Origin of the sequence: Pseudomonas entomophila, assembly GCF_013523165.1 — a bacterium.
Taxonomy (GTDB): Bacteria; Pseudomonadota; Gammaproteobacteria; order Pseudomonadales; family Pseudomonadaceae; genus Aquipseudomonas; species Aquipseudomonas entomophila_A.
Map to the genome: position 1 here is coordinate 132,306 of NZ_JAAMQI010000008.1, position 23,273 is coordinate 155,578.

Annotated in this window: 21 protein-coding genes; 7 read left to right on the plus strand and 14 right to left on the minus strand. The window is 65.1% G+C overall.

Going from position 1 to position 23,273, the window contains the following annotated elements; genetic code table 11:
- Nucleotides 1-77 precede the first annotated feature (77 nt).
- From phoU to G7Z99_RS08830, 6 genes are all read right to left on the minus strand, one after another.
- The gene (gene phoU / locus G7Z99_RS08805; RefSeq protein WP_181093279.1) at nucleotides 78-839 is read right to left on the minus strand and encodes a phosphate signaling complex protein PhoU; all 762 of its coding nucleotides are present in this window, start codon (nucleotides 837-839) and stop codon (nucleotides 78-80) included.
- Between the two features lie 121 nt (nucleotides 840-960).
- Entirely contained in the window at nucleotides 961-1,794 is an 834-nt protein-coding gene (gene pstB / locus G7Z99_RS08810; protein WP_181093280.1) for a phosphate ABC transporter ATP-binding protein PstB, read from the minus strand.
- 93 nt (nucleotides 1,795-1,887) lie between these two features.
- Nucleotides 1,888-3,558: a phosphate ABC transporter permease PstA gene (gene pstA, locus G7Z99_RS08815; protein ID WP_181093282.1), complete on the minus strand. Its 1,671-nt coding sequence runs from the start codon at nucleotides 3,556-3,558 to the stop codon at nucleotides 1,888-1,890.
- 17 nt (nucleotides 3,559-3,575) lie between these two features.
- A complete protein-coding gene (locus G7Z99_RS08820) occupies nucleotides 3,576-5,864 on the minus strand; it encodes an ABC transporter permease subunit (RefSeq protein WP_181093284.1) in 2,289 nt (762 codons plus the stop codon).
- Between the two features lie 133 nt (nucleotides 5,865-5,997).
- Nucleotides 5,998-6,996 (minus strand): phosphate ABC transporter substrate-binding protein PstS, encoded by a 999-nt coding sequence (locus G7Z99_RS08825; RefSeq protein WP_181093285.1) that lies wholly within the window; start codon nucleotides 6,994-6,996, stop codon nucleotides 5,998-6,000.
- 175 nt (nucleotides 6,997-7,171) lie between these two features.
- Nucleotides 7,172-8,461, minus strand: coding sequence for an MFS transporter (locus G7Z99_RS08830; RefSeq protein ID WP_181093287.1), 1,290 nt, complete (start codon nucleotides 8,459-8,461; stop codon nucleotides 7,172-7,174).
- A gap of 287 nt (nucleotides 8,462-8,748) precedes the next feature.
- Here G7Z99_RS08830 and G7Z99_RS08835 point away from each other — a divergent pair, with 287 nt between their 5' ends.
- Nucleotides 8,749-9,147, plus strand: a complete 399-nt coding sequence (locus tag G7Z99_RS08835; RefSeq protein ID WP_060391988.1) for an acyl-CoA thioesterase — start codon at nucleotides 8,749-8,751, stop codon at nucleotides 9,145-9,147.
- A gap of 68 nt (nucleotides 9,148-9,215) precedes the next feature.
- A complete protein-coding gene (locus tag G7Z99_RS08840; protein WP_181093288.1) occupies nucleotides 9,216-10,112 on the plus strand; it encodes a D-hexose-6-phosphate mutarotase in 897 nt (298 codons plus the stop codon).
- A gap of 47 nt (nucleotides 10,113-10,159) precedes the next feature.
- Here the strand turns inward: G7Z99_RS08840 and G7Z99_RS08845 are convergent, their stop codons facing one another.
- The 4 genes from G7Z99_RS08845 to purE all read right to left on the minus strand — a co-directional run bounded on the left by G7Z99_RS08845 (nucleotide 10,160) and on the right by purE (nucleotide 12,660).
- Complete coding sequence (locus tag G7Z99_RS08845) at nucleotides 10,160-10,693, minus strand: DUF3299 domain-containing protein (protein ID WP_181093290.1); 534 nt, start codon at nucleotides 10,691-10,693, stop codon at nucleotides 10,160-10,162.
- A gap of 49 nt (nucleotides 10,694-10,742) precedes the next feature.
- The gene (locus G7Z99_RS08850; protein ID WP_060391985.1) at nucleotides 10,743-10,988 is read right to left on the minus strand and encodes a GlsB/YeaQ/YmgE family stress response membrane protein; all 246 of its coding nucleotides are present in this window, start codon (nucleotides 10,986-10,988) and stop codon (nucleotides 10,743-10,745) included.
- An 87-nt stretch (nucleotides 10,989-11,075) separates the two neighbouring features.
- Nucleotides 11,076-12,158, minus strand: a complete 1,083-nt coding sequence (locus tag G7Z99_RS08855; protein WP_181093292.1) for a 5-(carboxyamino)imidazole ribonucleotide synthase — start codon at nucleotides 12,156-12,158, stop codon at nucleotides 11,076-11,078.
- Nucleotides 12,159-12,168: 10 nt separating this feature from the next.
- Nucleotides 12,169-12,660 (minus strand): 5-(carboxyamino)imidazole ribonucleotide mutase, encoded by a 492-nt coding sequence (gene purE / locus G7Z99_RS08860; RefSeq protein ID WP_181093293.1) that lies wholly within the window; start codon nucleotides 12,658-12,660, stop codon nucleotides 12,169-12,171.
- A gap of 259 nt (nucleotides 12,661-12,919) precedes the next feature.
- On the opposite strand from purE, the gene G7Z99_RS08865 reads away from it, so the two are divergent.
- Entirely contained in the window at nucleotides 12,920-13,549 is a 630-nt protein-coding gene (locus G7Z99_RS08865) for a hypothetical protein (protein WP_181093295.1), read from the plus strand.
- Here the strand turns inward: G7Z99_RS08865 and G7Z99_RS08870 are convergent.
- On the minus strand, nucleotides 13,538-14,458 hold the full coding sequence (locus G7Z99_RS08870; RefSeq protein WP_181093297.1) for a LysR substrate-binding domain-containing protein: 921 nt from the start codon (nucleotides 14,456-14,458) through the stop codon (nucleotides 13,538-13,540). The two genes, G7Z99_RS08865 and G7Z99_RS08870, sit on opposite strands and share 12 nt — an antisense overlap.
- 178 nt (nucleotides 14,459-14,636) lie before the next feature.
- Between G7Z99_RS08870 and aspA the strand changes: the two genes are divergently transcribed.
- Complete coding sequence (gene aspA / locus G7Z99_RS08875) at nucleotides 14,637-16,061, plus strand: aspartate ammonia-lyase (protein ID WP_181093298.1); 1,425 nt, start codon at nucleotides 14,637-14,639, stop codon at nucleotides 16,059-16,061.
- Nucleotides 16,062-16,145: 84 nt separating this feature from the next.
- On the opposite strand, the gene pdxR is transcribed toward aspA, so the two are convergent.
- Nucleotides 16,146-17,699: a MocR-like pyridoxine biosynthesis transcription factor PdxR gene (gene pdxR, locus G7Z99_RS08880; RefSeq protein WP_181093300.1), complete on the minus strand. Its 1,554-nt coding sequence runs from the start codon at nucleotides 17,697-17,699 to the stop codon at nucleotides 16,146-16,148.
- Between the two features lie 90 nt (nucleotides 17,700-17,789).
- On the opposite strand from pdxR, the gene G7Z99_RS08885 reads away from it, so the two are divergent.
- Genes G7Z99_RS08885 through G7Z99_RS08895 form a run of 3 tightly spaced genes read left to right on the plus strand, consistent with a single transcriptional unit; the run spans nucleotide 17,790 to nucleotide 19,595 of the window.
- Nucleotides 17,790-18,419, plus strand: a complete 630-nt coding sequence (locus tag G7Z99_RS08885) for an FMN-binding negative transcriptional regulator (protein ID WP_181093301.1) — start codon at nucleotides 17,790-17,792, stop codon at nucleotides 18,417-18,419.
- 10 nt (nucleotides 18,420-18,429) lie between these two features.
- Nucleotides 18,430-18,876 (plus strand): GNAT family N-acetyltransferase, encoded by a 447-nt coding sequence (locus G7Z99_RS08890; protein ID WP_181093303.1) that lies wholly within the window; start codon nucleotides 18,430-18,432, stop codon nucleotides 18,874-18,876.
- A 17-nt stretch (nucleotides 18,877-18,893) separates the two neighbouring features.
- Nucleotides 18,894-19,595, plus strand: coding sequence for a GNAT family N-acetyltransferase (locus G7Z99_RS08895; protein ID WP_181093305.1), 702 nt, complete (start codon nucleotides 18,894-18,896; stop codon nucleotides 19,593-19,595).
- A gap of 285 nt (nucleotides 19,596-19,880) precedes the next feature.
- On the opposite strand, the gene oadA is transcribed toward G7Z99_RS08895, so the two are convergent.
- Nucleotides 19,881-21,689, minus strand: coding sequence for a sodium-extruding oxaloacetate decarboxylase subunit alpha (oadA, locus tag G7Z99_RS08900; protein WP_181093307.1), 1,809 nt, complete (start codon nucleotides 21,687-21,689; stop codon nucleotides 19,881-19,883).
- An 88-nt stretch (nucleotides 21,690-21,777) separates the two neighbouring features.
- Nucleotides 21,778-23,193, minus strand: coding sequence for an acetyl-CoA carboxylase biotin carboxylase subunit (locus G7Z99_RS08905; protein WP_181093308.1), 1,416 nt, complete (start codon nucleotides 23,191-23,193; stop codon nucleotides 21,778-21,780).
- Between the last annotated feature and the right edge of the window lie 80 nt (nucleotides 23,194-23,273).

Below are 23,273 nucleotides of genomic sequence, written 5' to 3' on the forward strand. Positions count from 1 at the left end.
TGGGTGGCCCTGCGCGAGGCATTACCTTGAACGAGCAGCGTGGCCTGCAGGCCGCACGCCAGTGCTCGGGACAGACCTTAGTTATCGTCCGCCGGTGCCGGAACATTAGCGGGCATGGCATCACTGCCCTGCACTTCCGCCTGCATGCGCTTGAGGCCCAGGTGCCGCACGTCGGTGCCGCGGACCAGGTAGATCACCAGTTCGGCGATGTTGCGCGCATGGTCGCCGATCCGCTCCAGCGAGCGCAGTGCCCAGATCACGCTCAGGACGCGCGAGATCGAGCGCGGGTCTTCCATCATGTAGGTCACCAGCTCGCGCAGCGCGGTCTTGTACTCACGGTCGATGGTCTTGTCGTACTGGGCCACGGACAAGGCCAGGTCGGCGTCGAAGCGGGCAAAGGCATCCAGGGCGTCACGGACCATGTTGCGCACCTGATCGCCGATATGGCGCACTTCCACGTAGCCTCGAGGCGACTCGCCCTCTTCGCACAGCTGGATGGCCCGGCGGGCGATCTTGGTCGACTCGTCGCCGATGCGCTCCAGGTCGATCACCGACTTGGAGATGCTGATGATCAGGCGCAGGTCGGAGGCCGCCGGCTGGCGGCGGGCCAGGATGCGCACGCACTCCTCGTCGATGTTGCGCTCCATCTGGTTGATCTGGCCGTCGACTTCGCGCACTTGCTGGGCCAGGCCGGAGTCGGCATCGATCAACGCGGTCACGGCGTCGTTGACCTGTTTCTCGACCAACCCGCCCATGGCCAGCAGGTGGCTGCGCACCTCCTCCAGCTCGGCGTTGAACTGTTGCGAAATATGGTGGGTGAGGCTTTCTTTGTTGATCATGGTTCGCTCCGCCGAGAGGCTGCCAGCGGCAAGCCGCGCGCCTCAAGCTTTCAAAGGTATGCGTGTGGGCTGTACGTTCTGCATCAGGGTTGAGCATGCAGCTCACACCCCCACCACCCCACTAGCCATAACGCCCCGTGATGTAGTCTTCGGTCTGCTTCTTGGCCGGGTTGGTGAACAACGTGTCGGTGTCGCCGAACTCTACCAGCTTGCCCATGTACATGAACGCGGTGTAGTCGGAAACGCGCGCGGCCTGCTGCATGTTGTGGGTGACGATGACGATGGTGTACTTGGACTTGAGCTCGTAGATCAGCTCCTCGACCTTGAGCGTGGAGATCGGGTCCAGCGCCGAGCACGGCTCGTCGAGCAGCAGGACTTCCGGCTCGACGGCGATGGTGCGGGCGATGACCAGACGCTGCTGCTGGCCACCGGACAGGCCCAGGGCCGAGTCATGCAGGCGGTCCTTGACCTCGTCCCACAGCGCGGCGCCCTTGAGCGCCCATTCGACGGCCTCGTCGAGGGTGCGCTTCTTGTTGATGCCCTGGATACGCAGGCCGTAGACCACGTTCTCGTAGATGGTCTTGGGGAACGGGTTGGGCTTCTGGAAGACCATGCCCACCCGGCGCCGCAGCTCGGCGACGTCCTCGCCCTTGCGGTAGATGTTGTTGCCATACAGGTTGATCGCACCGTCCACCCGGCAGCCATCGACCAGGTCGTTCATGCGGTTGAAGGTGCGCAGCAAGGTCGACTTGCCGCAGCCGGACGGACCGATGAAGGCCGTCACGCGCTGCTTGGGGATGTTCATCGCGACATCGAACAGGGCCTGCTTGTCACCGTAGAACAGGCTCAGGCCCGGGACTTCGATGGCCACCGTTTCGTCGGCCAGGCGCAGGCCCTGTTTGTCGCGACCCAGCGCGCTCATGTCGATGCCGCGGGAATGCGTGTCGTGTTGCATGTTCTTACTCCGTTAGTCGCTTCGAGCTGCAAGCTTCACCGTGGGGCGCCCGCGACGATCGGCTCGCCGCGGGTGACGTGTGGCTCGAAGGCTTCAGCTGTCGAGTGCCTTGTACTTTTCACGCAGGTGGTTACGAATCCAGACCGCCGACAGGTTCAGGGTGGCGATCACCAGCACCAGCAACAGGGCGGTGGCGTAGACCAGGGGCCGCGCGGCCTCGACGTTGGGGCTCTGGAAGCCGACGTCGTAGATGTGGAAGCCCAGGTGCATGATCTTCTGGTCCAGGTGCAGGTAGGGGTAGTTGCCATCGAGCGGCAACGACGGCGCCAGCTTCACCACGCCCACCAGCATCAGCGGCGCCACCTCGCCCGCGGCACGGGCCACGGCGAGGATCATGCCGGTCATCATGGCCGGGCTGGCCATGGGCAGGACGATCTTCCACAGCGTCTCGGCCTTGGTCGCGCCCAGCGCCAGGGAGCCTTCACGGACCGTGCGCGGGATGCGTGCCAGGCCTTCCTCGGTGGCCACGATCACCACCGGCACGGCCAGCAGCGCCAGGGTCAGCGACGCCCAGAGCAGCCCGGGGGTGCCGAGGGTCGGTGCCGGCAGGGCTTCGGGGAAGAACAGTCGGTCGATGGAGCCGCCCAGCACGTAGACGAAGAAGCCCAGACCGAACACGCCGTAGACGATCGCCGGGACACCGGCCAGGTTGTTCACGGCGATACGGATCAGCCGCGTGACGGGACCCTGGCGGGCGTACTCGCGCAGGTAGACGGCGGCCAGCACGCCGAACGGGGTCACGATCACCGCCATGATCAAGGTCATCATCACGGTGCCAAAGATGGCCGGGAAGATCCCGCCCTCGGTGTTGGCCTCACGCGGATCGTCGCTCAGGAACTCCCAGACCTTGCTGAAATAGGTGCTCAGCTTGGTCAGCGTGGACATGCCGTTGGGCTGGTAGGCATGGACCACCTTGCTCAGGTTGATCTCCACCTCGCGCCCGTTGCCATCGCGTGCCACCAGGGCATCGCGGGCGAAGTCCCGGTGCAGGGTGCCGAGCCGCTCCTCGATCGCCTGGTAGCGGCTGTTGAGTTCGGCGCGCTCGGCGTCCATGTCGGCCTGGGCGGCGGCGTCGAGCTTGCCGTCGAGTTCCAGCTTGCGGCCATGCAGGCGCAGGCGCTCCAGTCCATGGTTGATGGCGCCGATGTCGGATTTTTCGAGACGCTGCAGCTGGTCGGCCAACTGGCTGGCGCGCTTGAGCCGGGTTTGCAGCTCGGCCCAGGCGGCTTGCCCTTCGGCGACCACGCGGCCGTCTTCCTTGACGCTGACCAGGTACCCGTAGAAGTTGCCCCACTCGCGCCGTTCCAGGGCCATGAGGTCGGCAGGCTTCTGCGGGTCCACCAGCCACTCGCCGACGACCCAGCTGAAATCGTTGCCGTTGAGGTCGCGGTTGCCGATCTTCACCAGCTCGCGGGTCATGAACTCCGGGCCTTCGTCCGGGACCGGCAGCCCGGCCCCCTTGAGGCGGGCGCGGGGGACTTCTTCGGCCTGCACCACCTCGCCGATCACCACGTGATCGGCCTGGCCAGGCACCTTGTAGGTGGCCTGGACGATGTCAGCAGGCCAGAAATGACCCAGGCCACGGACGGCGATCACGGCCAGCAAGCCCACGGTCATGATCACCGCGATGGCGACGGCGCCACCGCTGATCCAGACGCCGGGAGCGCCGCTCTTGAACCAGCCCTTGAGGGAATCCTTTTTCACGGATCTCTACCTTTCTATCAAAGCGACGAGTATTTCTTGCGCAGACGCTGGCGAATCAGCTCGGCCAAGGTGTTCATCACGAAGGTGAACATCAGCAACACCAGCGCGGCGAGGAACAAGACGCGATAGTGGCTGCCACCGACTTCCGACTCGGGCATCTCCACCGCGACGTTGGCGGCCAGGGTGCGCATGCCTTCGAACAGGTTCATCTCCATCACCGGGGTGTTGCCGGTGGCCATCAGCACGATCATGGTCTCCCCGACCGCACGGCCCATGCCGATCATCAGCGCCGAGAAGATGCCCGGGCTGGCGGTCAGGATGACCACGCGGGTCAAGGTCTGCCAGGGCGTGGCGCCCAGGGCCAGCGAGCCCAGGGTCAGGCTGCGCGGCACGCTGAACACGGCGTCTTCGGCGATCGAGTAGATGTTCGGGATGACCGCGAAGCCCATGGCGATACCGACCACCAGGGCGTTGCGCTGGTCGTAGGTGATCCCCAGGTCGTTGGTGATCCACAGCCGCATGTCGCCGCCGAAGAACCAGGTCTCGAGGAACGGGCTCATGGACAGGGCCAGCCAGCCGGTGAAGAGGATCACCGGGATCAGGATCGCCGCTTCCCAGCCATCCGGGACGCGCAGGCGCAACGACTCGGGCAGTCGGCTCCAGATGAAGCCGGCCAGCAGGATACCGACCGGCAGCATCAGGAACAGGCTGAACACACCGGGCAGGTGGCCTTCCAGGTAGGGCGCCAGGAACAGGCCGGCGAAGAAGCCCAGGATCACCGTCGGCATCGCCTCCATCAGCTCGATCACCGGCTTGACCTTGCGGCGCATGCCTGGCGCCATGAAGTAGGCGGTGTAGATGGCGGCGGCGATGGCCAGCGGAGCCGCCAGGATCATCGCGTAGAAGGCCGCCTTCAGGGTACCGAAGGTCAGGGGCGACAGGCTGAGCTTGGGCTCGAAGTCGGTGTTGGAGGCGGTCGACTGCCAGACGTACTTGGGTTCGTCGTAATTCTCGTACCAGACCTTGCCCCACAGCGCACTCATCGAGACTTCCGGGTGCGGGTTGCGCAGGCTCAGCGGCAGCAGCTTGCCACCTTCTTCGATCAGGATGCGGTTGGCCCGTGGCGAGAGCGCCAGGATGCCTGCGCCGTCGGCCACCGGCTCGACCAGCAGGGTACGGTGGGCGGTGCTGTGGAAGACGCCGAGCTGGCCTGCGCTGTCGAGGGCGACGAAGCCCTTGCGGCGCTCTTCGGCATCGATCTGCACGACCGGCGCGGTGCCCATCTGGAAGGTGCGAATCTGCTTGAGGCGTTGCTCACCGTCCGGGTCGCGGGCCATGAACCACTGGGCCAGGCCACCCTTGGAGTCGCCCAGGATCAGCGAGATGCCACCGACCAGCTGGGTGCTAGCGGTGATTTCGGCGGTGCCGTCCTCGAGCAGCTTGTAGCGGCCATTGAGGCTCTTGTCGCGCAGGCTGAAGACGTCGGCGTTGGCCCGGCCATTGATCACGTACAGCCACTGCTGACGGGGGTCGACGTACAATGCCTTGACCGCCTCGGTCATCTGCGGCAGGTCGATACGGGCCTGCTCGGTGCTGACCTCGCCGGTCATCATGTTCTCTTCGCGGGTCAGCGACAGTACCTGCAGGTGCGCACCGGTGGAGCCGGCCACGACCAGGGTCTCGCCGTTGACGTTCAGGCTGACGTGGTCCAGGGCACGGCCCTGCTCGTCCAGGGTGAACGGCGTTTCCCCGTAGGGATAGCCAACCTGCGAATCGATGGTTTTCTTGTTGTCCGGGTAGGTGATCTTGTAGCTGTGGTTGAACACCAGCGCCTGGCCATTGGACAGGCCGAGCACCACCAGCGGGCTGCCAGGCTGGTCGGCACCGATGGAGGTGACCTGGGTGCCGACTGGCAGAGGCAGGTTCACGCGCTTGAGTGCCTCGCCGGTCTTGGTGTCGAAGAACAGCACCTGACCCTGGTCGGAAACCCGCATGCCCACCAGATTCTGCTCTTCGAGGGCGATCATCAGCGGCTTGCCGGCATCCTGCTGCAGCCAGGTCGGCGTCAGGGCCTTCTTGCTGGTCAGTTCGGCGCCCTGGAACAGCGGCAGCACCACGTAGGCCAGGTAGAAGAAGATCAAGGTGATGGCTGCCAGCACGGCAAGCCCGCCGACCAGCACGTACCAGCGCGTCAGGCGGTCCTTGAGGGCGCGCAGACGGCGCTTGCGTTGCAGCTCGGGCGTATTGAAATCAATCCGCACGGGAGGAGAATTTTGGGTCATGGTGGAGTTGGCCAGATCATTCATGCGCACACCCTAGCGGTCCCGTATGACAAAAACATGACAGCGCGTTGACGCAAGAAAGCCCGCCGCGCAGGGAGCCTGGCGTCGGACTGGAAAGTCGTGGAAGAGGCCGGTTGCCGGCCCCTTCCTCCTCACATCACTGCTTGGCGACGTTGCCGGCGTGGGACAGGCCCAGGTCAGCCAGGGTCTTGTCGACCACCTTGGCCGGCAGCGGGATGTAACCGTCCTTGACCACGACCTGCTGGCCAGCCTGGGACAGCACCATCTTGACGAACTCGGCTTCCAGCGGTGCCAGCGGCTTGTTCGGCGCCTTGTTGACGTAGACGTAGAGGAAGCGCGACAGCGGGTACTTGCCGTTCAGGGCGTTGGTCTCGTTGTCCTCGATGAACTCGCCACCCTCTTTCTTGGCCAGGGGCACGGTCTTGACGCTGGCGGTCTTGTAGCCGATGCCCGAGTAGCCGATGCCGTTCAGCGAGCTGCTGATCGACTGCACCACCGAAGCCGACCCTGGCTGCTCGTTGACGTTGGGCTTGAAGTCGCCCTTGCACAGGGCTTCTTCCTTGAAGTAGCCGTAGGTGCCGGACACCGAGTTGCGACCGAACAGCTGCACCGGCTTGTTGGCCAGGTCGCCGGTCACGCCCAGGTCACCCCAGGTCTTGACGTCGCTCTTGGCACCGCACAGGCGGGTGGACGAGAAGATCGCATCGACCTGCGCCATGGTCAGGCCCTTGATCGGGTTGTCCTTGTGCACGAACACGGCCAGGGCATCGACGGCCACCGGGATGGCGGTGGGCTTGTAGCCGTACTTCTGCTCGAACGCCTGCAGCTCGACGTCCTTCATCTTGCGGCTCATCGGGCCCAGGTTGGCGGTGCCTTCGGTCAACGCCGGTGGCGCGGTGGAGGAGCCGGCGGCCTGGATCTGGATGTTGACGTTCGGGTATTCCTTCTTGTAGGCCTCGGCCCACAGGGTCATCAGGTTCGCGAGGGTGTCGGATCCGACGCTGGAGAGGTTGCCCGATACACCGGTGGTCTTGGTGTAGGTCGGGATTGCAGGATCGACAGCGGCAACCGCGTTGGCGGTGGCGACGCCAGCGGCAGCGAATGTCAGGGCCGCCATCAAACGCTTCAGTTTCATGCCTTGCTCCTAGCAGGAATAGGTGGGGTGCTGGATGGATCGGGCCCAAGTATCTGCAGGCCGCGTGAAGACTCTATGACCACAATGTGACAATTGGATGAAAGGCCAGCACGGCGAGCGCGAAAGGCTCGCCGGGGGGTGCGAGGCCCTCGTGGGCCTCGCGTGGAGCATCGGCTCAGCGCTGGCGGCGCATCAGGTAGAGCCCGATCGACAGACCCAGGCCGCACAGGCCCGCCACGTAATACGCGGGCGCCATCGAGCTGAACTTGAGCAGCGCGGTGACCGCCATCGGCGTCAGGCCGCCGAAGAAGGCGTAGGCCACGTTGTAGGAGAACGACAGGCCGGTGAAGCGCACCACTGCCGGAAACGCCTTGACCATGACGAAGGGCACCGCGCCGATCACGCCGACGCACAGGCCGGTCACGGCGTACAACCCGAACAGCCAGTCCGGCCGCGTGGCCAGGCTGTGGTAGAAGGTCCAGGAGCTGGCCAGCAGCAGCAGGCTGCCGATGGCCAGCACGCGCCCGGCGCCGAAGCGGTCGCACAGCCAGCCGGTGCCGATGCAGCCTGCGCTGAGCAGGACGATCGCCAGGCTGTTGGCCTTGAGCGCATCGGTGGGGCTGACGTGATAGAACGTCTGCAGCAGGGCCGGCGTCATCAGGATCACCACCACGATGCCGGCCGACAGCAGCCAGGTCAGCAGCATCGACAGCACGACCGCCGTACGGTGGTCACGCAGCACGGTGCGCAACGGCAGCTCGGCGGCCAGCGCCTTGCGCGTCTGCATTTCGGCGAAGACCGGGGTTTCGTGCAGCCAGCGGCGCAGATAGACCGAGAATAGGCCGAACACACCGCCCAGCAGGAACGGAATGCGCCAGGCATAGTCGGCCACTTGCGCCGGGGTGTAGAGGCTGTTGATCAAGGTCGCCACCAGCGAACCGAGCAGGATGCCGGCGGTGAGGCCGGCGGTCAGGGTGCCGCAGGCATAGCCGGTGTTGCGGGCCGGTACGTGCTCGGACACGAACACCCAGGCGCCCGGCACTTCACCGCCGATCGCCGCGCCCTGCACCACGCGCATCAGCAGCAACAGGACCGGCGCCAGCAGGCCGATCTGCGCGTAGGTAGGCAGCAGGCCCATCACCAGGGTCGGCAGGGCCATCATCAGGATGCTCAGGGTGAACATCTTCTTGCGTCCGAGCAGGTCGCCGAAGTGCGCCATGACGATGCCGCCCAGCGGCCGGGCCAGGTACCCGGCGGCGAAGATGCCGAAGGTCTGCATCAGGCGCAGCCACTCGGGCATCTCCGGGGGGAAGAACAGCTTGCCGACCACCGTGGCGAAGAACACGAAGATGATGAAGTCGTAGAATTCCAGCGCGCCGCCCAGGGCCGACAGCGACAGGGTCTTGTAGTCGCTGCGGGTGAGCGGGCGTGGGGGATGTTCGGTACTGGCTGGCACGGAAGTCATTGTCGTTCTCGGTCGGGGTCATGCACGCCGCGGGTTCCGCGGCGCCTGGCGGGCCGGTCACCATAGCAAACGGGCTGCAAGCTGCAAATTGGCGTGGCCTCGACGGCCTGCCAGCACCTGACTCGCCGCACGACCGTGCGCGTGCGACCTGTAGCTTGTCGCTTGCAGCTCAGCACTCCCCCCCAACCCCCCAAATCAGCGTAGAGTAAGCGCTTTGGCTGAACCGTTTCCCACCGTGCCCGTCCAAGCGCCACCTAATGCAGCGTCACGGGTCAGAGGCCCCTCGCATGATTGAGCTCGAACAAGAAGATCCTATCCCGCAAGGCGACCTGGCCTTGCAGATCACCGCGCTGCCGCGTGAAACCAACGGCTTCGGCGACATCTTCGGCGGTTGGCTGGTCGCCCAGATGGACCTGGCGGGCACGGCGATGGCCAGCCGGGTCGCGGGTGGACGGGTCGCCACGGTGGCGATCGACCGCATGGCGTTTCTGGTACCGGTCGCCGTAGGCGCGCAACTGTCCTTCTACACCCAGACCCAGGACATCGGTCGCAGCTCGATCCGCATGATGGTCGAGGTGTGGAGCGACGATCCGCTGTCCAGCGAGTGGCGCAAGGTGACCGAAGCGGTCTTCGTCTTCGTCGCCATCGATGGCAGCGGGCGCACACGTTCCGTTCCGCGTCGCTAGGTACAGCAACGCTCGAGGCGTCGGCACTGTCCGACGCTCTGCCTGGCATCGTTCAATGAGGCTTGCACATGATGGATCACACGGTCGAAACCCTGCGCCTTGGCGACCTTGATTGCTGGCGCATCACCACCGGCAGCGCCGAACTGGTGATCGCCCGCCAGGGCGCCCAGGTACTCCGCTATCGCCAGAGCGATCAGCCGCCGGTGGTATGGCTGAGCGAAGAGGCCCTGTTCCACACGGGCAAATCGGTGCGCGGCGGTGTGCCCGTGTGCTGGCCCTGGTTCGGCAACCTGCAACGCAACCCCCAGGCCGTCCAGGCGATGTACCACGACGCCGAGGCGCCTGCCCATGGGTTGGCGCGTACCCGCGAGTGGCAGTCGTCGGGCATCGAATCGACCGAGGACGGGCTGCGCATGACGCTGCACCTGCCCCAGGCCGAGGGCGCGCTGCCGGGGTGGCCGCACCACGTGCGGCTGACGTTGACCGTCGAGCTGGCGCACGACTTGCGCCTGACCCTGACCAGCCACAACCTCGGCCAGGACGACGTCACCTTCAGCCAGGCGCTGCACAGCTACCTGGCGGTCAGTGACGTGCGCCAGGTCAGCGTCGAGGGCGTCGACGGCCTGGACTACGTGGAAACCCTGGCCGAGTGGGCAACGCGCCGGCAACAGGGGGCCTTGACCTTCGCCGGCGAAACCGACCGCATCTACCTGGACGCGCCGGATCACCTGGCGATCGTCGACCCGGCCTGGGCACGTCGACTCAGCCTGCATACCACAGGGTCGCGCTCGGCGGTGATCTGGAACCCATGGACCGAGCGGGCACGCGCGTTGCCGGACATGGCCGACGAGGCGTGGCAAGGCATGCTGTGCATCGAGACGGCCAATGCCTGGGACGACACCGTGACGCTGGCGCCTGGCCAAACACATGCACTGAGCGTGCGCTTCACCTGCGAGGCGCTGTAAGCGTCGCCTTCCCGCACGATGGCGGCGCAGAGCCGCCTGGTATGGGCCTACAGGTCCGCGTCCTCGACCACGCGCACCTGGCTGGCGTCCAGCGCATAGGCTGCGTCGGCCAGGTCATTGCTGACCTTCTCGACCTTGAGCGTCCCGCTGACCCACAGCGGCGTGTAGATGTCGTCGAGCTTCAGCCCCTTGGGGTAGCGCACGAGCACCAGCTGGTTCGGCGGCGGCGGCGGCACGTGAATGCAGGCCCCCGGATACGGCACGAGGAAGAACAGCGTGCTGTGGCCCTTGGCATCGCTTTCGAGCGGCACGGGGTAGCCACCCAGGCGGATGTGCTTGCCGTTGAGGGCAGGCACGGTCTTGGTCGAATACATCACTGCCGGCAACCCTTTGCCCTGCTTGAGGCCGCCCTTGTCGGTGAAGGTGCCCAAAGCTTCGGGTGAGTTGTGGTCGATGTCGGGCATCTGCTCGAGCGCCTTCTGGTCGGACCGCGGCATCAGGTCGAGCCAGTCGGTCTCAGGCAGTTCGGCGTGGGCCAGGGCGCTGGCCAGGACAAGCGGGAGGAAAAACAAGGCACGCATGGAGAACGCTCGGCAACCCAGATGAATTGCCGCGCATTCTAGCCTGCAATCAACGTTTCTTGATGAAACCGTAGATGACCAGCAGCACGATAGCGCCGATCAGTGCGCCGAAGAAGCCGGCAGCCTGGCCCGCCTGATAGATGCCCAGCGCCTGACCACCGTAGGTGGCCACCAGCGAACCGGCGATGCCCAGCAGGATGGTCATGATCCAGCCCATGCTGTCGTCGCCGGGTTTCAGGAAGCGCGCCAGCAGGCCGACGATGAGGCCGATGAAGATGGTGCCGATGATACCCATGAAGAATCCCTCTGAAATGACATGAAAGGCCCACCGAGACGATGGGCGTGTGCCACTTCAGAGAGCGCGCGAGGCGCGGAGGTTCCATCAGTCGGCGATCAGGGCCTCGACATCGGCTATCCGCGCGCGCAGGGTCGGCAGGTCGGCGCAACGCAGCGTGGCATGGCCCACTTTGCGACCGGCCTTGAAGGCCTTGCCGTAGTGATGCACATGGCAGCCCTCGATCGACACGACGCTCGCCACCGGAGGGACTTCGCCGATGAAGTTGAGCATTGCGCTTTCGCCGACCTTGGCGGTCGAACCCAGCGGCAGGCCGGCGATGGCGCGCAGGTGGTTCTCGAACTGGCTGCTCTCGGCGCCCTCGATGGTCCAGTGCCCGGAGTTGTGCACCCGTGGCGCGATCTCGTTGGCCTTGAGGCCACCGTCGACCTCGAAGAACTCGAACGCCATCACGCCGACGTAGTCCAGCGCCTTCAGGACCCGGCCGACATAGTCCTCGGCCAGCCCTTGCAAGGGATGCGCTTGGCTGGCCACCGACAAGCGCAGGATGCCGCTGTCGTGGGTGTTGTGGACCAGCGGGTAGAAGCGCGTCTCGCCATCGCGTGCACGCACCGCGATCAGCGACACTTCGCCGGTGAACGGCACGAAGCCTTCGAGCAGGCACGGCACCGCGCCCAGTTCGGCGAAGGTCCCGACGACGTCCTGTTCGCTGCGCAGGACTTTCTGGCCCTTGCCGTCATAGCCCAGCGTGCGGGTCTTGAGCACTGCCGGCAGGCCGATGCGGGCCACCGCCGCCTCGAGATCGGCCTGCGAATGGATGTCGGCGAACGCCGGGGTCGGAATGCCCAGGTCACGGAACAGGCTTTTCTCGAACAGGCGATCGCGCGCGATACGCAGCGCCTCGGCGCCCGGGTAGACCGGTACGAACTGCGAGAGGAACGCGACCGTTTCGGCCGGCACGCTCTCGAACTCGAAGGTCACCAGGTCGACCTGGTCGGCCAGGCGACGCAGGGCGTCCTGGTCGTCGTAGCCGGCCAGCAGGTGCTGGCCCAGGGGCGCGGCACAAGCGTCGACGGCCGGGTCGAGGAAGGTGAACTCCAGGCCCAGTGGCGTTCCCGCCAGGGCCAGCATGCGGCCCAGCTGGCCGCCACCGATTACACCGATCTTCATGGGGATAGCCTCAGGCCTGACGCGGGTCCGGATTGTCCAGGACGGTTTCGGTCTGCTCGTTGCGGAACTGCTTGAGCGCTGCGTGATACTCAGGATAGCGGGCGCCCAGGATGCTCGCCGACAGCAGCGCGGCGTTGACCGCCCCGGCCTTGCCGATGGCCAGGGTGGCGACCGGCACGCCTGCCGGCATCTGCACGATCGAGAGCAGTGAATCGACACCCGAGAGCATGGACGACTGCACCGGCACGCCCAGCACCGGCAGGTGGGTCTTGGCCGCACACATGCCCGGCAAGTGGGCAGCGCCACCCGCACCGGCGATGATCACCTCGATGCCACGGCCTTCGGCCTCTTCGGCGTACTGGAACAACAGGTCCGGGGTACGGTGGGCGGACACCACCTTCACCTCGTAGGGAATGCCGAGCCGTTCCAGCATATCGGCGGTGTGGCTAAGGGTGGACCAATCGGACTTGGAGCCCATGATCACGCCAACCAGTGCACTCATCGTCGTGCCTCTCCTGCAAGCGCCCTGCGGCGCGCCAAAAGCAACGAGCCACGCGCGGGTACCGGCGTGGCTCGTCATACGGATTCTGAATCGACCGGTGGGTCGAAGGCGCGGGAGTATAGCCTAACGCCCGAGCGCCCGCCCACCCCCGTCCATCACGGGCAAGCCGGCCTCGCGAAGCGCAACGAAGGCTTTCCCGATGCCAGAGAAACGTCGGCTCGCCTACCGTCCGTGTCCCTTTCCCATTGGAGGACACCCCATGCGCATCTTGAAATCCTTCGTCGTGTTGCTTGCCTTGTGCGTCTCCGTGCACGTCGGGCCCGCGCTCGCGGCGCGCTCGCTGGTCGTCACGGTCTACCTGCACGACGAACTGGCCGATGTCGACGAGGCCGCCGTGCACGCGCAGTATTTCCAGCACTGGCTGGACGAAATGCGTCGCTTCACCACGCATCCGATCGAGCTGGTCTTTCGGCGCAACGTGCCGGCGGTCACCGACATCGACTACGTCGGCCTGGCGTCTGCGGACATTCTGCGACGGTTCACCCAAGAGATCAGTTACCTGCCGCAGGCGCTCCCGTTCTCGTTCATGCGCAAGCACCTGTTGCTGACGCGGGGCGTGTACGACCGCTCTGGCCTGAACTACAACGCAGGGCTTGCCGCTTACAAGGGTACGACCGCGATCGCTTCGCTGAATGCCTATTCGGCGCCTGCCCATGAGATCGGCCATCTGCTGTCGGCCACCCATGAAGACGCCGAACTCAGGTTCAATGGCTGGGTCTGCGAGACGTACACGCACCCCCGCGTCCCGCTACGCTCGAACTGCTACCGCTACAGCGAGGCCAACCGGGCCAAAATCGCCGAGTACCTGCAGGTGAACTCAAGACGCTGAACCCTCCGCCTGCGCGCTGGACGACTCCAGCTTGCGCCACAGCAGGCGGACGTTGGCCTTGCGCACCAGTGCGCAGCGGTACAGGCGAATCTCCAGCGGCACATGCCAATGCGCCGTGCCGCAGATGGCCAGTTCGCCGCGCTCGAGTTCGGCGCGCACCGACAGACGCGGTACCCAGGCGATGCCCAGGCCCTCCAGCGCCATGCTCTTGAGGCTGTCGGCCATCGCCGTTTCGTAGACCGTGGTGTAGCGCAATTTGCGCTGACGCAGCAACAGGCTCACCGAGCGCCCGAGAAAGGCACCGGCGCTGTAGGCGAGCAACGGGACACTGCCGTCGCCTTCCAGATCGAAGAGTGGCCGACCCTCTCCATCGACGGCGCAAACCGGCAGCATCTCGGTCGTTCCCATGTGCAAGGAAGGGAAGATCTCGGCGTCCATCTGCAGTGCGGCGTCAGGGTCGTAGAACGCCAGCATCAGGTCACAGCCACCCTCGCGCAGCGCATGCACGGCCTCACCCACGTTCGTGGCGACCAGACGCGTCGCGATGTTCAGGCCTTCGTTGCGCAGTTGCGCCACCCAACGCGGGAAAAACCCCAGGGCCAGCGAGTGCGCCGCGGCAATTTGCACCACCTCGCCCTGCCCGCCTTCGAGATGATGAAGGTGGCGCACCACTTCGCTCAGCTGGTCGACCACCGTGCGCGCCGTGACCAGGAACAGCTGGCCTGCCTCGGTCAGCTCGATCGGTGTCCTGGAGCGATTGACCAGTGTCAGCCCCAGGGCCGCTTCCAAGCTGCGGATGCGTCGGCTGAACGCCGGCTGGGTGACGAAGCGTTTTTCGGCCGCCTGCGAGAAGCTTCGGGTCGCCGCCAGGGCACTGAAGTCCTCGAGCCATTTGCTTTCCAGATTCATTCACCACGCTCCGTCTGCACCACCATGGAACACGCTCGAACACACGTCGGCGTCACATCGATCGTTATGCCGTTTGTGCATAGGTTAGCGTGCAACAGCATTGGCCGGCAAACCTTCAAATCCCTAGCATTGACGGCATTCCGGCGTGTGCCGGGTCAAAATCGAGATGATCTCTATCATGTCCTCCGCTGCATCGTTCCGTGTCGAAAAAGATCTGCTTGGTACCCTCGAAGTCCCTGCCGATGCGTACTACGGCATCCAGACGCTTCGCGCCACCAACAACTTCCACCTGTCCGGCGTCCCGCTGTCGCACTACCCGAAGCTGGTCGTGGGTCTGGCGATGGTCAAGCAAGCCGCGGCCGATGCGAACCGTGAGCTGGGCCACCTGAGCGAGGCCAAGCACGCCGCCATCAGCGAAGCCTGCGCACGCCTGATCCGTGGCGACTACCACGAGCAGTTCGTGGTGGACATGATCCAGGGTGGCGCCGGTACCTCGACCAACATGAACGCCAACGAGGTCATCGCCAACATCGCGCTGGAGGTCATGGGCCGCCAGAAAGGCGAATACCAGTACCTGCACCCGAACAATGACGTGAACATGGCGCAGTCGACCAACGACGCCTATCCGACCGCCATTCGCCTGGGCCTGCTGCTGGGTCACGACACCCTGCTGGCCAGCCTCGACAGCCTGATCCAGGCCTTCGCCGGCAAAGGCCAGGAATTCGACCACGTCCTGAAGATGGGCCGTACCCAGCTGCAGGATGCCGTGCCGATGACCCTCGGCCAGGAATTCCGCGCCTTCGCCACCACGCTGACCGAAGACCTCAACCGTCTGCGCAGCCTGGCACCGGAGCTGCTGACCGAAGTCAACCTGGGCGGTACCGCCATCGGCACCGGCATCAACGCCGACCCTGGCTACCAGGCCCTGGCCGTGCAGCGCCTGGCGCTGATCAGCGGCCAGCCGCTGGTTCCGGCGGCCGACCTGATCGAGGCGACGTCCGACATGGGCGCCTTCGTGCTGTTCTCCGGCATGCTCAAGCGTACCGCGGTCAAGCTGTCGAAGATCTGCAACGACCTGCGCCTGCTCTCCAGCGGCCCACGCACCGGCATCAACGAGATCAACCTGCCTGCGCGTCAGCCCGGCAGCTCGATCATGCCAGGCAAGGTCAACCCGGTGATTCCGGAAGCGGTCAACCAGGTGGCCTTCGCCATCATGGGCAACGACCTGGCGCTGACCGTCGCGGCCGAAGGTGGCCAGCTGCAGCTCAACGTCATGGAGCCGCTGATCGCCTACAAGATCTTCGACTCGATCCGCCTGTTGCAACGCGCCATGGACATGCTGCGCGAGCACTGCGTGGTCGGCATCACTGCCAACGAACAGCGTTGCCGTGAGCTGGTCGAGCATTCGATCGGCCTGGTCACTGCCCTGAACCCTTACATCGGCTACGAGAACTCCACCCGTATCGCCCGTGTCGCCCTGGAAACCGGGCGCGGCGTGCTGGAACTGGTTCGCGAAGAAGGCCTTCTGGACGACGCGATGCTCGATGACATCCTGCGTCCGGAAAACATGATCGCACCCCGTCTGGTTCCGCTGAAGGCGTGACCGACGCAGCACCGCTCACCAGGTCGAGGGACTAGACACCTCTCAACCTTTGAGGGCCCGAGCCTAGCGCTCCGGGCCCTTTTTTTATGCCTGCGCTCCAGGCGTCCGCCCTGCGCGCCAGGCCTTGCGCAGCCGCATCGTCGCTTCGGCGATGGCAGGCTCCGGCACGGCAGCGAAGCCCAGCACCAGCCCCGTGGGCCGGTCCTCGGCGGTTTCCACAGGCCCCGTCCAGTAATCGCTCAAGGGGTTGATTTCGACCCCGGCCGTGCGTGCCGACGCGACCAAGGCCTGCTCGAGCGCCAGGCTCTCGACGTCGACCTTCACGTGCAGGCCTGCCACGACGGCCGGCATGGCGGCCAGGCCGGGAATGTCCGTGGGCCAACCGGCCTTGAGCACGTTGCGACGGCTGAGGGCGGCGCGGCGCATGCGGCGAATGTGCCGCTGGAAGTGCCCGTCGGCGATGAACCGGGCCATCACCTGCTGTGTGCCGACTTCGGAATGACGCACTGCGAGCGCTCGACGCTGGACAAAGGACGCCACCAGGTGACGAGGCAAGACCAGATAGCCCAGCCGCAGGGCCGGAAACGCGATCTTGCCGAACGTGCCGATGTAGACGACGCGCTGCTGGCGATCCAGGGCTGCCAGGGGGGCCAGAGGAGCCCCGCTGTAGCGGTACTCGCCGTCGTAGTCGTCTTCGATCACCCACCCCCCGACCCGTTCGGCCCACTCCAGCAGCGCCAGGCGGCGTGCCAGACTCAGGGTGACGCCGGTGGGATACTGATGGGCAGGCGTGACGTAGACGGCCTGGCACCCTTCGAGCGCCGTCAGACGCTCCACGCATAACCCGTCCTTGTCCACAGGGATGCCTGCCACCTGGCACCCGTTGGCGGCAAACGCATGCCCTGCCGCACGGTAGCCGGGGTTTTCCACAGCCACACACCCTGCGTGTGGTACGAGCAGTTGTGCACAAAGGGTAATGGCCTCCTGGGCGCCCTGGGTGATCAGGATTTGATCAGCTGTGCACGTAAGACCTCTTGATCCGCGCAGGTAGGCTGCAATCAGCTCTCGCAATCCAGGGTCTCCCGCCGGATCGCCATAACCGAGCAGTGCAGGATCGGGGTGGCGCCAAAAGCCTGCCTGCAGGGCACTCCATACTTTGAAAGGAAAGAGATCGAAGGCAGGAACACCGACCCGGAAGGCCTTGGGTGGCGTACCAGGTGGCAGGGCCAGCACAGGCGACGCCAGGCGCTTCGAAGCGTCCGCGAAACCGAACTGACTGGACGGTTGGCCAGTGTCTGGCGCTACATTTGTGGATAACCCTGTTGATATCCCTGGGGGTAAGTCTGTGGATAGATCTGTGGACACATGCGTGAGGGCTTCGACATAGGTGCCATCTCCGACATGGCCTGCAATAAAGCCTTCAGCCTGGAGCTGATCATAGGCACGCACCACGGTATTGCGTGAAACGCCCAAGGCGGTGGCCAACACACGTGAGGCCGGCATGCGTGTGCCTGTGCTCAAGCGGCCGTCCAGCATGCGTTGGCGCAGGGCCTGGTACAGCTGTCGCGCCAGTGCCTGACGACCGTCGAACACGAGGCCGGCAGGATCGAACGGGAGGGAGACAGACGGTGGCGGCACGGATTGGACCCTTCAAGTGAACGCTCAATGGCTCTTACGCAGCGCCAATAGCCTGCCTACGATGGGGCTCTTTTCGCAAGGATCGCCGTCATGTATACCGCCCGCCCTCATCAGGACCACGACTTCGAACGCCTTCACAGCCTCATGCGTCAGACGCGACTGGCCGTTCTGGTCACGCACGGCGAGCAGGGTCTGCTGGCGACCCATCTGCCTGTGGTCGTCGATGTCGACGACAGTGAACAGGGGACGGTGTACGGTCACCTCGCCCGCGCCAACCGCCAGTGGCAAGACCTGGCTGCAGGTGGCGAGGCCTTGCTCGTCTTCGCGGGCGCCAACGCCTACGTCAGCCCCACGTACTACCCGAGCAAGGCCGAGGACCCCCGCACGGTGCCGACGTGGAACTACCTGGCGGTGCATGCCTATGGCACGGCCGAAGTCATCCAGGACGTACCGAGCCTGTTGACGATCGTCACCCGCCTCACTGACCTGCACGAAGGCGGCAGGGCCAGCCCCTGGCAGGTGAGCGATGCGCCGGAGGACTACCTTGCCGGCATGCTGCGCGCGATCGTCGGGTTTCGCTTGCCGATCCATCGCCTGCAAGGCACACGCAAGCTCAGCCAGAACCGCTCGCAAGCCGACAGCGAAGGCGTGCGTGCAGGCCTGGCAGCCAGCCCCGACCCGCAGGACAACCACCTTGCCGCGCTGATGCGCCAACCTTGAAGGAGCTTGCATGACCGACCTGACGTTACGCCCTGTCACCGCATCCGACCATGCCGCCTGGCTGCCCTTGTGGACCGCCTACCTGGCGTTCTACCAGACTTCGCTGGCCGATGACGTCAGCGCAGTGACCTGGCAGCGCTTTCTCGACCCTGCCGAACCGACCCATGCGGCCCTGGCCTGGGTCGATGGCGAGGCCGTCGGCCTGGTGCAGTGGATCTACCATCGTTCCAACTGGAGCCTCGAGCCTGCCTGCTATCTTCAAGACGTATACGTGGCCCACACACGGCGTGGCCTGGGCATTGGCCGTCGCCTGATCGAGCAGGTCGGGGCTGCCGCCCGTGCAGCCGGCTGCACCAAGGTGCACTGGCTCACCCACGAAACCAATGCCACGGCCATCGCACTGTACGAGCGCGTGGCCGAGCGGTCCGGCTTCATCCAGTTTCGCCAGATGCTTTGACACGCCCGGAGATGAACATGACCCCTTCGCTTGATTGGCACCCCGCTACACGTCCGCCAGCCGACGTGCTGGACGGTCGCTTCGTGCGCCTGGAACCGCTCGACCCGGCCCGTCACGGTGACGACCTGTGGTCTGCGCTCCAGGGGCCGTCGTCGGACCCTGCGCTGTGGGCGTACCTGCCCTACGGCCCGTTTGCGGACAGGGACCTGTTCGATCATTGGCTGCGCGGCAATGCCACGAGCCGCGACCCCCTGTTCTATGCCGTGGTGGCGCTCGACACGGGCCAGGTACAAGGCCAACTGAGCCTGATGTCCATCGTCCCCGAACAGGGCCGGATCGAGATCGGCCATGTCGCGTTCGGTGCCGCCATGCAGCGCACGCCCAAGGGCACCGAAGCGGTCTACCTGCTGGCCCGGCAAGCCTTCGCGCTGGGCAACCGTCGGCTCGAGTGGAAATGCAATGCCGAGAACGACCGATCCCAGCGCGCCGCGCAGCGGTTCGGCTTCACCTTCGAAGGCGTCTTTCGGCAGCACATGGTGGTCAAGGGCCAGAACCGTGATACGGCCTGGTACTCGGTCATCGACCGGGAATGGCCAGCCTTGGCGCAAGCGTTCGAGGCATGGCTGAGCGAGGAAAATCAGTTGCCGGATGGACAGCGGAACAGCCTCGAAGACTGTCGAGCAGCGCGCGTGCAGGGGCTGGCAGGTCATGCGCCGTAAGAGGCCCTTTTCGGACCTGTCGGCAATGCAGCGAAGCGGCCGCCGCAATCGCGGGCAAGCCCGCTCCCACAGGGTTCTGCAGACCGATACCGTTCGGCAGGCTGCACGGATCCTGCTGTAGAACTGGCTCACCAGCAATAGGCCGCGGTGCAGCCCGTGAAGCTCTCTCAGGCGTCGTGCAGACCATGCTGTCTGTCAGTCTGCACGGGCCCTAGTGGGAGCGGGCTTGCCCGCGATGGGCCGCGGCGCGGCCCTGGATGCCTGACTGCTCGTGTCAGCGCTGGATCACCCTTCGATCTCGATCAGGATCTCACCCGGCGTGACCCGGTCACCCTTGGCCACATGGATCGCCATGACCTTCCCGGCGATGGCCGCCTGTACCTCGGTCTCCATCTTCATCGCCTCGGTGATCAGGACGGCCTGACCGGCCTTGACCGTGTCCCCTTCCTTGACCAATACATCGACGATGTTGCCGGGCATGGTGGTGCTGACGTGGCCCGGCCCGCTGGCCTGCTTGCGCTTGCTGCTGCCACCGCCGACGAACTCGTTGAGCGGCTCGAACACCACTTCTTCCGGCATGCCGTCGATGGACAGGTAGAAATGGCGCTTGCCTTCGGCCTTGACGCCCACCCCGGTGATGTCGACCCGGTACGTCTCACCGTGCACGTCGATGACGAACTCGGTCGGCACGCCCTCCCCGCTCGGCGCCGCCACTGCACCGGCTTCCGGAATCGGCAACAAGGCTTCCGGTACCAGGGTGCCGGCTTCACGCTCTTCGAGGAACTTGCGGCCGATGTCGGGGAACATGGCGAAGGTCAGGACGTCTTCCTCGCAACGCGCCAGCGCACCGATGTCGTTGCGCAGCTTGGTCATCTCGGGCTTGAGCAGGTCGGCCGGGCGCACGTCGATCAGCTCTTCGCTGCCGATCGCCTGACGGCGCAGCGTTTCGTTGATCGTCCCGGGCGCCTTGCCGTAGCCGCCTTGCAGGTAGAGTTTGACTTCGTTGGTGATGGTCTTGTAGCGCTCGCCCGCCAGCACGTTGAAGAAGGCCTGGGTGCCGACGATCTGCGAGGTGGGCGTGACCAGCGGCGGGAAGCCCAGGTCTTCGCGCACGCGCGGGATCTCGGCCAGGACCTCGTTCATGCGGTTGAGCGCTCCCTGCTCCTTGAGCTGGTTGGCCAGGTTGGAAATCATGCCACCGGGCACCTGGTTGACCTGGACGCGCGTGTCGACCGCGGTGAATTCGCTCTCGAACTGGTGGTACTTCTTGCGCACGGCGTAGAAGTACAGGCCGATTTCCTGGAGCAGCTCCAGGTCCAGGCCGGTGTCGAACTCGCTGCCCTTGAGCGCCGCCACCATGGACTCGGTGCCCGGATGGCTGGTGCCCCAGGCGAAACTGGAGATCGCCGTGTCGATGTGATCGGCGCCGTTTTCCACGGCCTTGAGCTGGCACATGGCGGCCAGGCCGGCGGTGTCGTGGGAGTGGATGAACACCGGCAGCGACTGTTCGGCCTTCAGGGCCTTGACCAGTTCGCCCGTGGCGTAGGGCGTCAACAGACCGGCCATGTCCTTGATGGCGATGGAGTCGCAGCCCATGGCTTCCATCTGCTTGGCCTGGGTGACGAAGGCCTCGATGGTGTGCACCGGGCTGGTGGTGTAGGCGATGGTGCCCTGGGCATGCTTGCCAGAGGCTTTCACCGCCTCGATCGCCACACGCAGGTTACGCACATCGTTCATCGCGTCGAAGATGCGGAAGACGTCGATGCCGTTGACCGCGGCCTTGGCCACGAAGGCCTTGACCACGTCGTCGCTGTAATGACGGTAGCCGAGCAGGTTCTGACCCCGCAGGAGCATCTGCAGGCGAGTGTTGGGCAAGGCCGCGCGCAGCTTGCGCAGACGCTCCCACGGGTCTTCCTTGAGGAAGCGTACGCAGGCGTCGAAGGTCGCACCGCCCCAGACTTCCAGCGACCAGTAGCCGACCTTGTCGAGCTTTTCGCAGATCGGCAGCATGTCCTCGGTGCGCATGCGCGTGGCGAGCAGGGACTGGTGGGCATCGCGCAGGATGGTATCGGTAACGTGGATTTTCTTGGACATTGTTATCTCCTTGGGGCTGCACGCGTCTGGCTGCTGGCGAAGGCCGATGGGTCGACCTGGCCGAGGCCCGACGCGCGCCGCTCGAATCTCAAAGGCCGGCGTGAGCGGCGATGGCGGCAGCGATGGCCAGGGCCAGTTCTTCGGGCTTGCGCTTGGTCGAGTAGTGGGTCAGCTCCGGATGGCTCTCGACGAAGCTGGTATTGAACTCGCCGCTTCGGAATTCCGGGTTGCGCAGGATTTCCTGGTAGTACGCCGCCGTCGTCTTGACCCCTTGTACCCGCATGTCGTCCAGCGCACGCAGCCCACGGTCCATCGCCTCTTCCCAGGTCAGCGCCCAGACCACCAGCTTCAGGCACATCGAGTCGTAGAACGGTGGAATGGTATAGCCGGTGTAGATCGCCGTATCGGTCCGTACACCAGGCCCTCCCGGGGCGTAGTAACGGGTGATCTTGCCGAAGCTGGGCAGGAAGTTGTTCTTCGGATCTTCAGCGTTGATCCGGAACTGCAAGGCATAGCCGCGGTGCTGGATATCGTCCTGCTTGACCGACAGCGGCAGGCCCGAGGCGATCCGGATCTGTTCGCGCACGATGTCGATCCCGGTGATTTCCTCGGTGATGGTGTGCTCGACCTGCACCCGCGTGTTCATTTCCATGAAGTACACCTCGCCCTCGGCGAGCAGGAACTCCACGGTGCCGGCGTTCTCGTAGTTCACCGCCTTGGCCGCACGCACCGACAGGTCACCGATGTAGGCGCGCTGCTCGGGGGTGAGCTGAGGGCTCGGCGCGATCTCGATGAGCTTCTGGTTGCGGCGCTGGATCGAGCAGTCGCGTTCGAACAGATGCACCACGTTGCCCTGGCTGTCGCCAAGGATCTGCGCCTCGATGTGCTTGGGATTGACGATGCACTTTTCCAGGAACACTTCGGCCGAGCCAAAGGCCTTGGTGGCCTCGGAGATGACCCGGGGGAAGGCCTGCTCCAGCTCTTCACGGCTGTTGCAGCGGCGAATACCGCGGCCGCCGCCACCGGAGGTGGCCTTGAGCATCACCGGATAGCCGATGCGCTCACCCTCGGCGAGCGCCTCCTGGATGTCGGCGACGTTCCCCTCGGTGCCTGGCGTCACCGGTACGCCGGCCTGGATCATGGCGCGCCGTGCTTCGGTCTTGTCGCCCATGCGGCGAATCACCTCGGCGGCCGGGCCGATGAACTTGACCCCACGCTCGGCGCAGATCTCCGCCAGCTCGGCGTTTTCCGACAGGAACCCGTAACCTGGGTGAAGCGCGTCGCAGCCGGTTTCGACCGCCAGGTTCACCAGTTTGCGCGGGTTCAGGTAACCGGCCAGTGGCTCGGCCCCGATACTGTAGGCCTCGTCCGCACGTTTGACGTGCAACGCGTGGCGATCCGCGTCGGAATAGATGGCCACCGAGCGGATCCCCATTTCGGCGCAGGCGCGCACGATCCGAACAGCAATTTCACCCCGGTTGGCGATCAGGATTTTTTTTATCACTAGAGTCTTCCCAAAGCCGATGAAACAAAACGACCCGGCCATGCCGGTCCTTGCGTGACCCAATGCTGTCGATCAGTCGC